Source organism: Sphingomonas sp. NIBR02145, assembly GCF_027359115.1.
Taxonomy (GTDB): Bacteria; Pseudomonadota; Alphaproteobacteria; order Sphingomonadales; family Sphingomonadaceae; genus Sphingomonas; species Sphingomonas kyeonggiensis_A.
Map to the genome: position 1 here is coordinate 2,644,647 of NZ_CP114791.1, position 11,951 is coordinate 2,656,597.

Annotated in this window: 10 protein-coding genes; 6 read left to right on the forward strand and 4 right to left on the reverse strand. The window is 68.1% G+C overall.

From position 1 onward, the window contains the following. Positions 1 to 155 precede the first annotated feature (155 nt). Positions 156 to 995 (reverse strand): ABC transporter permease, encoded by an 840-nt coding sequence (locus O3305_RS11640; RefSeq protein ID WP_269572720.1) that lies wholly within the window; start codon positions 993 to 995, stop codon positions 156 to 158. A gap of 55 nt (positions 996 to 1,050) precedes the next feature. On the opposite strand from O3305_RS11640, the gene O3305_RS11645 reads away from it, so the two are divergent. Continuing rightward, positions 1,051 to 1,722 carry a GcrA family cell cycle regulator gene (locus tag O3305_RS11645; RefSeq protein ID WP_184169023.1) on the forward strand — a complete coding sequence of 224 codons (672 nt, stop codon included), beginning with the start codon at positions 1,051 to 1,053 and terminating at the stop codon, positions 1,720 to 1,722. A gap of 163 nt (positions 1,723 to 1,885) precedes the next feature. Here O3305_RS11645 and O3305_RS11650 read toward each other — a convergent pair whose 3' ends face one another. Further along, positions 1,886 to 3,616 (reverse strand): phospholipase D-like domain-containing protein, encoded by a 1,731-nt coding sequence (locus tag O3305_RS11650; RefSeq protein ID WP_269572721.1) that lies wholly within the window; start codon positions 3,614 to 3,616, stop codon positions 1,886 to 1,888. 262 nt (positions 3,617 to 3,878) lie between these two features. Between O3305_RS11650 and O3305_RS11655 the strand changes: the two genes are divergently transcribed. The 4 genes from O3305_RS11655 to O3305_RS11670 all read left to right on the forward strand — a co-directional run bounded on the left by O3305_RS11655 (position 3,879) and on the right by O3305_RS11670 (position 9,449). Further along, a complete protein-coding gene (locus tag O3305_RS11655; RefSeq protein WP_269572722.1) occupies positions 3,879 to 4,193 on the forward strand; it encodes a hypothetical protein in 315 nt (104 codons plus the stop codon). After that, a complete protein-coding gene (locus O3305_RS11660) occupies positions 4,190 to 5,716 on the forward strand; it encodes a methyl-accepting chemotaxis protein (RefSeq protein ID WP_269572723.1) in 1,527 nt (508 codons plus the stop codon). Before O3305_RS11655 ends, O3305_RS11660 begins: the two co-directional genes overlap by 4 nt. Positions 5,717 to 5,915: 199 nt before the next feature. After that, positions 5,916 to 7,898 (forward strand): DNA topoisomerase IV subunit B, encoded by a 1,983-nt coding sequence (gene parE, locus O3305_RS11665; protein WP_269572724.1) that lies wholly within the window; start codon positions 5,916 to 5,918, stop codon positions 7,896 to 7,898. Positions 7,899 to 8,120: 222 nt separating this feature from the next. Beyond that, complete coding sequence (locus O3305_RS11670; RefSeq protein ID WP_269572725.1) at positions 8,121 to 9,449, forward strand: serine hydrolase; 1,329 nt, start codon at positions 8,121 to 8,123, stop codon at positions 9,447 to 9,449. Between the two features lie 113 nt (positions 9,450 to 9,562). Here O3305_RS11670 and O3305_RS11675 read toward each other — a convergent pair whose 3' ends face one another. Together O3305_RS11675 and O3305_RS11680 are read right to left on the reverse strand one after the other, a co-directional pair. Then, on the reverse strand, positions 9,563 to 9,826 hold the full coding sequence (locus O3305_RS11675; protein WP_184169028.1) for a hypothetical protein: 264 nt from the start codon (positions 9,824 to 9,826) through the stop codon (positions 9,563 to 9,565). Continuing rightward, on the reverse strand, positions 9,823 to 10,656 hold the full coding sequence (locus O3305_RS11680) for a TIGR00266 family protein (protein ID WP_269572726.1): 834 nt from the start codon (positions 10,654 to 10,656) through the stop codon (positions 9,823 to 9,825). Before O3305_RS11680 ends, O3305_RS11675 begins: the two co-directional genes overlap by 4 nt. Positions 10,657 to 10,760: 104 nt before the next feature. Here O3305_RS11680 and O3305_RS11685 point away from each other — a divergent pair, with 104 nt between their 5' ends. After that, entirely contained in the window at positions 10,761 to 11,951 is a 1,191-nt protein-coding gene (locus tag O3305_RS11685; RefSeq protein ID WP_269572727.1) for a hypothetical protein, read from the forward strand.

Below are 11,951 nucleotides of genomic sequence, written 5' to 3' on the forward strand. Positions count from 1 at the left end.
GGCGTTATCGGCACAACCGCAAACGCCAAAACCGTCATTCCCGCGAAGGCGGGAATCCATTCAGGCTGGCGCTGCGGTCCCATCCGAGTTCAGCGCCAATGGATCTCCGCCTTCGCGGGGATGACGATGGAGAGGAGCGCACTACGCGCCAGCCCTCAGTTCTTGATCTTCCAGCCGCGGCGCAGCAGCGCGTAGCAGGCGAAGCCCAGCGCGATGTCGAGGCCGAGGATCACCAGGCTGCCGACGAGGATCGGCGAATCGGCGACGCCGATGAAGCCGTAGCGGAAGCCCGAGATGATGTAGAAGAACGGGTTGGCGTGGCTGATCGCCTGGAAGGTCGGGGCCAGCCGCTCGACCGAGTAGAAGGTGCCCGAGAGCAGGGCGAGCGGGGCGACGACGAAGTTGGTCACCGCCGCGGCGTGATCGAACTTCTCCGCCCAGATCGAGGTCATCACGCCCATCAGCGACAGGAACAGCGAGCCGAGGAAGCCGAACCACAGCACCGCCCATAGATGCTGCGGCCAGACATCGACGCCCCACAAGGCCATCGCGAGCCAGACCGTGCCGCCGACGCAGAAGGCGCGGGTGACGGCGCCGCCGGCCAGCGCGGTCAACATCTCCAGCGTCGAGAGCGGCGGCATCAGATAGTCGACGATCGTGCCCTGGATCTTGCCGACGAGCAGCGAGAAGCTGGCGTTGGCGAACGCGTTCTGCAGCATGCCCATCACGATCAGGCCGGGCGCGATGAATTCGGCGAAGTGAATCTCGTGGTGCTGGACGCTCACCATCCGCCCGCCGCCGCCGAGCGCGACGGTGAAAATCACCAGGAACAGCAGCGTCGTGACCGCCGGTGCCCAGATCGTCTGGAGCTGCACCTTGAAGAAACGACGCACCTCCTTGATATAGAGGGTGCGCAAACCTCCCCAGTTGACGTTGCGGATAACCGGAACGCCGGGCTCGGGGAGCTGTTGACCGAATTCAGGCTGGCTGCTCATCGCGCGTTCGCGTAACCGCTGCACGAGCCGACGGCAAGGTGAAGGAAGAGAAGTTTTGAGCTGGACCGAAGAGCGGATCGATACGCTGAAGAAGATGTGGGACAGCGGCCTGACCGCAACCCAGATCGCCGAGGAGCTTGGCGGGGTGAGTCGCAATGCCGTGATCGGCAAGGCGCACCGCCTGGGCCTGCCGTCGCGTCCCTCGCCCGTGAAGCCCAACGAGCCCAAGGCCGCGGCCGAGCCCAAGCCGGCGCCCGCGCCCCGCGCCGCAGCACCTGCGCCCGCCCCCACGCCGGCTCCGGCCCCCGCACCGCGTGCCGCCGCACCCGCGCCGGCGCCCGAATCGGCCGGTGACGACTCGGCCGAGCCCGCTGCGCCCAAGCGCGAAGGTCCGGTCCTCCGCTCGGTCGGCCCCGGTGGTTTCGTCCGCCAGAATCCGGGCGAGCAGGCTCCGCCGATCTCGCCGGCCCCGCCGCGCCGCCTGGTGCCGGCCAAGCCGAGCGACGCGATCGCGGGCAAGACCAGCCTGCTCGATCTGAGCGACAAGATCTGCAAGTGGCCGCTCGGCCATCCGGGCGAACCGGACTTCCACTTCTGCGGCGACAAGGTGAATCCGGGCTTCCCGTACTGCGTCGAGCATTGCGGCCATGCCTATCAGGCGCAACTGCCCCGCCGCGACCGTCGCCCGCCGCCGCCGCTGCCCTTTGGCGGCCCGCGCGTCCGCTAAGCCGTGTCGGCATTCCGTTCTCCCTGTTCCCCGGCGAAAGCCGGGGTCCAGGTTCGATGCACTGACGACGGCTCAGTAGCCCCTCGAACGACATTGCAACTGGGGCCCGGCCTTCGCCGGGGAACTGCCAGCTGTCGCAGCCTGAATGGCGTTGCGTCTAGCGTCAGGCGAACAGCTCGCGGTCGCGGATCTTGACCGGTACCGTGTAGAATTTCTTCCACCAGGGCGGCGTGCCGTCGGTGGGCGGGATCTTCAGTTCCTTGCGCTTGCCATGGGCCTGCTGGTCCTTGGCGGCGAGGCGGTATTGATAGGCGTCGAAGATGCGCAGCGCCTCGACCATGTAGCTGGTGGCAAAGCGCGGATCGCGGATCACCACCAGGTTCTCGCCATTCTCCATGTCGGCCGGGTAGGAGAAATTGTAGCTGCCGGTATAGACCCGCGCGCTCGGCTTGTTGAAATCGATCACCACGAACTTGTGGTGCATCTTGATGCCACCACCGCCGCTCGCCTCGCTGTGGAAGGGCTCGGGCACGCCCTTGGTGAGCGCGGCCGGGGAGACCGAGGCGGGATTGCCGTCGGGCTGCATCAGCTGCATCTCCTCGGTCTCGCCCACCGGCGCATTGGCGATGCCGTAGACGAACAGGTCGCTGCGTCCGGTCGCCTTGAGGATTGCCTTGGTCACATCCCCGCTGGTCTGGCTGAGGAAGGCGAGCGAGTAGAACAGGCTCGACTGGGCGCCGTCGATCGCCTGGCCGATGCTCTTCTGGGTCGAGCGCGCGGCATTGTGCGGGCTCATCGCGATCTCGGCGTCGAGCCCCTCCACCTGGAGCGGCCGCCAGGTCGCCGCACCGCTGGCGGCGAAACTGGCCGCGGTGCCGCTCCAATAGGCTTCGAAGGCATCGCGCTGCTGGGCGACGATCGCCTTGCCGGTGACGATCAGCGCGTTGTTCGCCTGGACGTAGAAGCCGCGCCACGAGAAGTTGGTCGAGCCGAGCACGACCTGCTGCACCGTCGGCCCATCGACCACGATCATCTTGTTGTGCTGGAGGTTGCCCATCTTCTGGCGAACCACCCTGGCGCCCGCGGCGAGCAGCACGGCGGCGGCGCGGCTCTCGGCCGAATGGGGCAGCCCCTTGTCCTTCTCGCCGCTGCCGCTGTCGTCGAGGATGATGCGCAGCCTCTCGCCGATCTTCGCCAGCCGCTCGATCAGCTCGGGCAGGTTGAGCTCATAGGCGACGACCATCACCTCCGCCTTGTCCTTGATCGCGGCATCGAGCAGGCCGACGATCCGCGCCCGCGCCTCGAACCCCATCCAGGCATAGGCGTCCTCGGCCTTGGGATGATCCGACTTGAAATCATTGCCTTCGTCCGCCCTGGCCGGGATCAGCTGCTTGAACCCCTCGGCCCCGCCATACCGGTCCACGAAGCTCTGCGACGAGACATAGCCGCGAGTGAAGGCGACGTTGATCTTGCCGGGCAACGTTTCGGCATAGAGCGAGATCTGCGCCTCCTGCGCCAGCCCGCGCGACAGCTCGCCGGCGGTGTTCATGAACAGCGGCGTGACCCGGTAGGTGAACAGGCCGTGGACATTGGCGATACGCGGGAAATGGATCCAGCGGAACGACTGGAGCGGCGCCTCGGTCGTCGGATATTGCTCGGGCGGCGCGCCCTCCGCGCTCGGCTTGTGGCGGCCGGGAAAGGCGATGCGGTTCTTGATCGCGTAGAAGCGATCGCCGTCGGGCGGGAGATACTCGACCGCGAAGCCGACGAAATCGAGCGGCGGCTCGCCGTGCCGCCAGTTCATCGCGATCAGGACCATGCCCTCCCCGCGGTGCAGCTTCAACGTGAAGGGCGCGACTGCGTTTCTGCCCTCGACCTGCCAATCCATCGTCATCGCAAGATCCCCCAAGTTCCCCGACGGCGCGCGGGCCAGGGACCGGAGGCGCCAAAGGCGCCTCGCACATGCCCTGGAACCGGCAGGCAAGGCCTAGCATGGCCGTTGGGTGCGCCCCAGAAACGATCCGGCCGAAACGGTGGCTAAGGGCCCGTCCGCCCGGCTCGGAACGCCGCCCCGAACCTCGCAAAAATACGCATATCCGGGGATTTGCGGGCCGTGGTTTACGCGTTGCTAACCGGCTCCGCGCTAGGCGCGGGGAATGAACCGTTTTGGAGTAAAGCTCGGCCGCCATGCCCTTGCCGCGCAGCTGGCGCTGGTCGGGCTGGCCCTGGTCTGCGCCGCCTTCTGGCCGCCGAGCCAGGGGCGGATGCTCCTTGTCCCGATGCTTCCCGGCACCGCGAACCCGATGCTGGTGCGCGCGATCGACGGCGGCGCGCAGCTGCTCGGCGGCGGCCCGCTGCCCGGCAGCATGGTCGTCACCGGCGCGCATGCCGCGCTGGCCGTGGCGCTGCGCGGCAAGGCGGTGCTGATCCTCGCCGCGCCGCCGGCGCTGTGCGGAGGGCCCGCGGCATGACCGAGATCGACCGCCTGCGCCGCCGCGGCGTCGAGCTGCTCGTCGTGGCGAGCTGGGCCATCGTCCTGGTCGTGTTCGTGCTCGGGCTGATGCTGCGCGGCAGCCAGCGCGAATGGATCACGCTGCTGCTCGGCGCGGCGGCCAATATCGCGCCGACCATCGTCGCGCTGCGCCACCGCTATGATTCCTCCGCGCGGATGATCGTCGGCACGCTCGCCGCGATCCAGCCCGCGCTCGCCGTCTATGCGCTGACCGGCCATGCCTGGCAGATGGACGCGCACATGTATTTCTTCGTCGCGCTGGCCGGGCTGACCCTGCTCTACGACTGGAAGCCGATCGCGCTCGCCTGCGGCCTGATCGCCGCGCACCACATCATCTTCCAGCTCGCCCTGCCCGCCTGGGTGTTCGAGGGCGGCGGCGATTTCGGGCGGGTGATCTTCCACGCCGTGGCGGTGCTGCTCCAGTTCGCGGTGCTCGCCTATCTGACCACCCAGCTCTGCCGGCTGATCGAGGGTCAGGAGATCGCCCGGGCGCAGAGCGACCGCTTCGCCGAGGATGCGACGGCGCGCCGGGACGAGGCCGAAGCGGCATTGCGCGCCGTGCGTGCCGCGGAATCGCGCGAGCGCGCCGAGCGCGAGCGGCGCGAGGCCAGCGAGCGCGGCGCCGCCGACGAGCGCCGGCGCGAGATGCTCGCACTTGCCACCGGCTTCCAGGAATCGGTCGCCGAGACGGTGCGTGACGTCACCCGCGCCGCCGCCGACCTCGATCGATCGGCGCATGCGCTCAACACGCTGGCCCACACCGCCAATGTCGAGATCGCCGCGACCGCGCATATCGCCACCCAGGCATCGGACACCGCCGGCGGCCTGGCCGACGGCGTCCGCCGGCTCAGCGCCTCGATCATGGCGATTGCGTCCAGCGTCGACCAGCAGGCGACGCTGAGCGGCGCGGCGCGCGGCGTATCGCGCTCGGGCGAAAATGCCGTCCGTGTGCTTGCCGACCGCACCAACACGATCACCGTCTTCGCCGAATCGATCCAGGAGATCGCGGCGCGCACCAACCTGCTCGCGCTCAACGCGACGATCGAGGCGGCGCGTGCCGGCGATGTCGGCCGCGGCTTCGCGGTGGTGGCGCACGAAGTGAAGGCGCTCGCCAACCAGACCGGGCACGCGACCGAGGAGATCCGCAACCTGGCCGGCACCGTCCGGAGCGGCGCGAGCGAGGCGCATGACGCGCTCGACGAGATCGCCGCGACCGTCGCCGAAGTCGCCGCCGCCGCCGAGGCGATCCGCGGCGAAGTCGACGGCCAGCGCTATGCCGCCGGCATGATCGAGGCGACCGCGCACGATACGGCCGCCGGCGCCACCCGCATGGCCGAGCGAATCGGCGCCGTCGCCAGCGTGGCGAGCGACACCGAGGCGCTGTCCGACCGCGTCTCGAGCGCGGCGACTGGCCTGTCCGAAGCTGCGATGGCGCTGGAGACGGCGACCGATCGGTTCATCGCGCAGCTGAAGGCAGCGTAGAGGGACACCCCCTTCGGCGAATACCTCGTCACCCCGGCCTTGTGCCGGGATCCACAGCGCCGCACCGACGGTCGCTCAAGCCTCTTGCCCATGGCTCGCCTTCCGGTGGACCCCGGCACAAGGCCGGGGTGACGGTATTGGCTGAGCGTCCTCCCCGATTAGCTTGCGCCGCTCACCGTACACCCCCTATACGTTCTCCATGGCTGCTGAAGACCTGTTCGCCGCGCCGGGCGTGCCCTCCGGAACCTATGACGCTTCCTCGATCGAGGTCCTTGAGGGACTGGAGCCGGTCCGGCGCCGGCCGGGCATGTATATCGGCGGCACCGACGAACGCGCGCTGCATCACCTTGCCGCCGAGATCCTCGACAATGCGATGGACGAGGCCGTGGCCGGCCATGCCAATCGCATCGAAGTGACGCTCGAGGTCGGCAACCGCATCACCATTATCGACAATGGCCGCGGCATGCCGATCGATCCGCATCCGAAATTCCCCGACAAGTCGGCGCTCGAGGTGATTCTCTCGATGCTCCACTCGGGCGGCAAATTCTCGGGCAAGGCCTATGCGACCTCGGGCGGCCTGCACGGCGTCGGCATCTCGGTGGTCAACGCGCTGTCGATCGACACCACGGTGGAAGTCGCGCGCGACAAGCAGCTCTATCGCCAGCGTTTCAGCCAGGGAAAGACGCTCGGGCCGCTGGAGCATGTCGGCGGCACGCCCAACCGGCGCGGCACCTCGGTCAGCTTCATCCCCGATACCGAGATCTTCGGCGAGATGCTGTTCAAGCCGGCCCGGCTCTACAAGCTGGTCCGCTCCAAGGCGTATCTGTTCGCCGGCGTCGAGATCCGCTGGAAGTGCGATGCCGAGCTGATCAGCGACGATACGCCGCCCGAAGCGGTGTTCCAGTTCCCCGGCGGCCTGGCCGATCACCTCAAGGAGCAGATCGGCACCCGCGAATGCGCCACCGCCGACTTCTTCGCCGGCAACCAGGATTTCCCGGGCGAGAATAACGGCCGGGTCGAATGGGCGGTCGCCTGGCCGCTGTGGAGCGACGGCTCGTACAGCTGGTATTGCAACACCATCCCGACCCCCGATGGCGGCACGCACGAGCAGGGCCTGCGCCAGGCGCTGACCCGCTCGATCCGCGCATTTGCCGAACTGGTCGGCCAGAAGAAGGGCAAGGACATCACGGCGGACGACGTGATGACCGGCAGCGAGCTGATGCTCTCGGTGTTCATCCGCGAGCCGCAATTCCAGTCGCAGACCAAGGACCGGCTGACCTCGCCCGAGGCGACGGCCCTGGTCGAAAAGGCCGTGCGCGACCATTTCGACCATTTCCTCACCGACAATATGGACCGCGGCAAGGCGCTGCTCGGCTATGTGCTCGAGCGGATGGACGACCGCCTGCGCCGCAAGCAGGAGCGCGAGGTCAAGCGCAAGACCGCGACCAGCGCGCGCAAGCTGCGCCTGCCCGGCAAGCTGACCGATTGCTCGGCCGACGATCCCGCCGGCACCGAGCTGTTCATCGTCGAGGGCGATTCGGCAGGCGGCAGCGCAAAGCAGGCGCGCGACCGCAAGACCCAGGCGATCCTGCCGATCCGCGGCAAGATCCTCAACGTCGCCTCGGCCACTTCGGCCAAGATCCTGGCCAACCAGGAAATCGCCGATCTGATCCTCGCCATGGGCTGCGGCACCCGCAAGGACTGCGATCCGAGCAACCTGCGCTACGAGCGGATCATCATCATGACCGACGCAGACGTGGACGGCGCGCACATCGCCACGCTGCTGATGACCTTCTTCTTCCAGGAAATGCCCGACCTGGTCCGCCAGGGGCATCTGTACCTCGCCCAGCCGCCGCTCTACCGCCTGACCGTGGGCTCCAAGAGCCTCTACGCCCGTGACGACGCGCACCGACTCGAGATCGAATCGACGGCGTTCAAGGGCAAGAAGGTCGAGGTCAGCCGGTTCAAGGGTCTCGGCGAGATGAACCCGAACCAGCTCAAGGAAACCACGATGGACCCGGCGACCCGGGGCCTGCTGCGCATCACCCTGCCCCAGGAATATGAGGAGCGCGCAGGCGTGAAGGACCTGGTCGACCGGCTGATGGGCAATAATCCGGCTCACCGCTTCGCCTTCATCCAGGAGAATGCGGCGCGGCTCGACGAGGAAGTGATCGACGCCTGAGCCATGACCGTCATCCCGGTGCAAGCCGGGATCTCAGGCGAAGGCGCGGGGCGAGAGCCGCACGAGGTTCCGGCGTTCGCCGGGATGACGAGAACACCCATTAATGTTGATATCATGATTATTGCGCGCTATGACGGCTGCGCAACGAAGGTTGACGAGAGTCTCGCGCCAAGTGTATTAGGCGAGTAATACGACTACAGCTGTAATCGGAAAGAGCTCCCCATGCGCCCTGCCCTGTTAGCGTTCTCCGCTCTGCTGCTCGCGCCCGCCGCAGCCGCGCAGACCCAGCCCGCCGCACCGGCCAGCCAGCAGGCCCAGGCCGATCCCGCCTTCACCGCGCGGCTGGACGAACTGCTCGGTATCCTCAACGGCACCGGCGACTATGCTTCGTTCTTCGCCCCCGGCTTCCAGGCGAATGTGCCCAGGGACAAGTTCGACGCGACCACCGCGCGGCTGATTGCAAGCAACGGCAAGCCGAACGCGATCCTGGGCGTGACGCAGGCGACACCGTGGCAGGGCGTGGTGCGCGTTCAGTTCGCCTCGGGCGTGGCGCTGATGCAGCTCACGGTCGATCCGGCGGCGCCGCATCAGGTGGCCGGCCTGGTCGTCCGCGGCTTCGAGTCCGCCGAGAAGACGCTGCCCGAAGTCGAGCGCGCGCTCGCCGCGCTGCACGGCGATACCGGCTATGCGATCGCCAGGCTCGGCGCCGGCACGCCGCAGCTGATCGCCGGCCGCAACGCCGACAAGCCCTATGCGATCGGCTCCGCCTTCAAGCTGGTGATCCTGGCCGAGCTGGTCCGCGCGACCAATGCCGGCGAGCGCAAGTGGGACGATCTTGTCACGCTCGACGGCAGCCCGCTGCCGAGCGGTGGCTATATGCGGCAGCCCAAGGGCACGCAGGTGAGCCTGCGCGAGCTGGCGACGCAGATGATCTCGATCAGCGACAACAGCGCGACCGACGTGCTGCTCAAGACGCTGGGCCGGGCAAAGGTGGAAGCGATGCTGCCGGTGCTCGGCATCGCCGATCCGGCGCCCAACCGGCCGTTCCTGTCGACGCTCGACATGTTCAAGCTGAAGGGCGTCCCCGGCCTGGCCGACAAATATCTCGCGCTGGACGAAGCCGGACGCCGCGCGCTGCTCGACGGCGAAGTCGCCGGCCTGCCGCTGATCCTGATCGACCAGACCAGCTTCCAGAAGAAGATTCCCAACCGCATCGACACGCTCGAATGGTTCGAGAGCCCGAACGACCTGGTGCGGGTGATGGACTGGCTGCGCCGCAATACGGACGGCCCCACCGGCGCGGATGCGCGCGCGGTGCTATCGAAGAATGCCGGCCTCGGCCCGGATGCCCGCGGCAAGTGGCAATGGGTGGGCTACAAGGGCGGTTCCGAGCCCGGGGTGATGAACATGACCTACCTGCTCCAGGCGCAGAATGGCGACTGGTATGCCGTCACCGGCAGCTGGAACGACCTGCAGCGCGACGTCGAGCAGGGTCGCTTCGCCGGGCTGATGGGCAAGGCGGCGGAGCTGAGCGCACCGCCGGCGCCTTAGGCGCATGCCTGAACTGTTCCCCGGCGAAAGCCGGGGCCCAGGATCACAAGCGGGACGGCAGAGAAACCCTGGGCCCCGGCTTTCGCCGGGGAACTACAATGGCTACCCCGACCCTAAATCTCCCCGCGCATCCGGCGCTTGTGGTATTTCGTCCGCGCACCGATCCCCATCAGCATCAGCGCGAAGCCGCCGACGATCGCCGCCAGCGTGAGGAGGTTCGGGATCGGCGTCCAATAGGCGTTGACCAGGATCAGCGCCGAACCCAGCACAGCCAATGCCACGCCGCTGCGCCGCAGCCCCTTGGCCACGCCAAGCAGCTCGCGGCGATAGGCGCGGCGTTCCTCGGGATCGTTGAGATTGGGGATCGGACGGCTCAACGATTGCCTCCGATCAGGTCGCCCAGGCCGCCGAGCACCGAACCCTCGCCGCGATTCTGCCCGCCATAGGACGAGGCCGCCGCCATCATCCGCCCGGCCAGGCGCGAGAAGGGCAGCGACTGGATCCACACCTTGCCGGGGCCCCTCAGCCGCGCGAAGAACAGACCCTCGCCACCGAAGATCGCGCTGCGCACGCCGCCCGCGCCGACCAGGTCGAACTCCACCGACGGGGTGAAGGCGGCGACGCAGCCGGTATCGACATGCAGTTCCTCGCCCGGTGCCAGCTCGCGCTCGACCACCATGCCGCCGAACTGGACGAACACCCAGCCATCGCCGTCGAGCTTCTGCATGATGAAGCCTTCGCCGCCGAACAGGCCGGTCATGATCCGGCGCTGGAAGGCGATGCCCATCGACACGCCCTTGGCGGCGCAGAGGAACGCGTCCTTCTGGCAGATCAGCGTGCCGCCGATGCTGTCCAGTTTCATCGGCACGATCGCGCCGGGCACCGGTGCGGCGAACGCCACGCGCGCCTTGCCCGAGCCATTGTGCGTGAAGACGGTGGTGAACAGGCTCTCGCCGGTGACCAGCCGCTTGCCGGCGCCGAGCAGCGCACCCATGAAGCCGCCGCCCTGCTGGCCGCTGCCGTCGCCGAACACGGTGGTCATCCCCACCGATGCGTCCTTCCAGACCATCGCGCCCGCTTCGGCCACCGCGCTCTCGCCCGGGTCGAGTTCGATCTCAACGAACTGGAGCTCCTGCCCCTTGATCTCGAAATCAATGTCGTCGGACACGCCGGCGCTGCGGCTGTGGCTCCACGGACTCTGCGGCATCTCGGTGTCCTCCATCTCGGTTGCATCTGCCCTAGCGCTTCGGACCGCCTCGCGCCAAGTTCCCGTATCGGCGAAAGGCGCGACGGGCGGATCGGGAGAGCGTGATGCGAAACATTCTGGCGGGCATGGCGCTGCTGGTGGCGCTACCATGCTGGGCGCAGGACAATAGCGGGAGCCACCCGCCGGCACCGATCGTCGTCACCGGCAACGGGCTGGCCGATTCGGCCCGCCAGCTCGAGCAATGCCTTGCGCGCAAATGCGCTCCGCCCGAGGATATCGACGCCAGCATCACCCTGGCCGAGAACCAGCTGCTTGCCGGCGATTATCGCAAGGCGCGCGCCACGCTCGCGGCGGCGCGCGACCGCAATGGCGGCCACCGCAAGGACTATCCGGTAGAGGTCGCCGATCTCGAACGCAGCTATGGCCGGATGACCGACCTCGACGGGTTCCCGGACCGGGCCCGCATCGCCCAGGTCGATGCGCTCGATACGCTCAAGGGCGGGCTGGACGGCAAGGACACGCGCGTCCTGATCCAGCGCCTGACGGCCGGGGACGATTTCCGTCTGGTCGGCCGCACCGATGCCGCCGACGAGACCTATCGCCGGGTCGAGAAACAGGCGCGCGAGGCAGGCGAACCGCAGGTCGCGGGTATCGCGATGCTCCGCTCCGCCGCGATGTACACCTTCCTCGCATCGCAGGATTCGATCTTCGGCAGCACCGCGCGGGCACGGATCGCGCGGATCGAGCGGACCACCGAGCCCGAGCTCGAACAGGTCCGCATCGCCGCCCGCGTGCTGCGCGCGCGCCTCACCGGGCTGGCCGGCAGCAGCGACGCGATGGACCGGGCGATCGCCAATCTGGGCAATGCCGGCTTCACCGAACCCGTGCTGGTCTATGAGGATGTGCCGCTTCGCAACGGCGCCAAGGCGGCGATCCGCAAGCAGATCGACTCCGAGCCCGAATGGGTGGATTTCCGCTTCCGGGTCGCTCCCGATGGCCGCGTCCACGACCTCGAGGAGGTCCGCCGCTCCCCCGAGATTTCGGCGGACTGGGCCAACCGGGTGCGCAAGACCGTCGCCACGCGGCGCTATGCCCCGCTGCGCCTGCCGCCGGGATCTGACGGGAAGATCCGCATCGAGCGGTTCACGCTCGTGTTCGACGCAGGCGACGCAACCGGCTCGAACATGAGCACGCGCGCCAGCGAAGGGCGGCTGACCTGGCTCGACATCACGCCGGACCAGCCGGCGCCGAGCATTCCGCCCGCGTCCTACGTGCCGCCGCGCGCGCCCTTCTGA

What these genes read in the sequence shown, in the direction of transcription:
- O3305_RS11640 (WP_269572720.1), bottom strand. Translation starts at nt 995, where the DNA reads ATGAGCAGCCAGCCTGAATTCGGTCAACAGCTCCCCGAGCCCGGCGTT.
- O3305_RS11650 (WP_269572721.1), bottom strand. Translation starts at nt 3,616, where the DNA reads ATGACGATGGATTGGCAGGTCGAGGGCAGAAACGCAGTCGCGCCCTTC.
- O3305_RS11655 (WP_269572722.1), top strand. Translation starts at nt 3,879, where the DNA reads ATGAACCGTTTTGGAGTAAAGCTCGGCCGCCATGCCCTTGCCGCGCAG.
- O3305_RS11660 (WP_269572723.1), top strand. Translation starts at nt 4,190, where the DNA reads ATGACCGAGATCGACCGCCTGCGCCGCCGCGGCGTCGAGCTGCTCGTC.
- parE (WP_269572724.1), top strand. Translation starts at nt 5,916, where the DNA reads ATGGCTGCTGAAGACCTGTTCGCCGCGCCGGGCGTGCCCTCCGGAACC.
- O3305_RS11670 (WP_269572725.1), top strand. Translation starts at nt 8,121, where the DNA reads ATGCGCCCTGCCCTGTTAGCGTTCTCCGCTCTGCTGCTCGCGCCCGCC.
- O3305_RS11680 (WP_269572726.1), bottom strand. Translation starts at nt 10,656, where the DNA reads ATGCCGCAGAGTCCGTGGAGCCACAGCCGCAGCGCCGGCGTGTCCGAC.
- O3305_RS11685 (WP_269572727.1), top strand. Translation starts at nt 10,761, where the DNA reads ATGCGAAACATTCTGGCGGGCATGGCGCTGCTGGTGGCGCTACCATGC.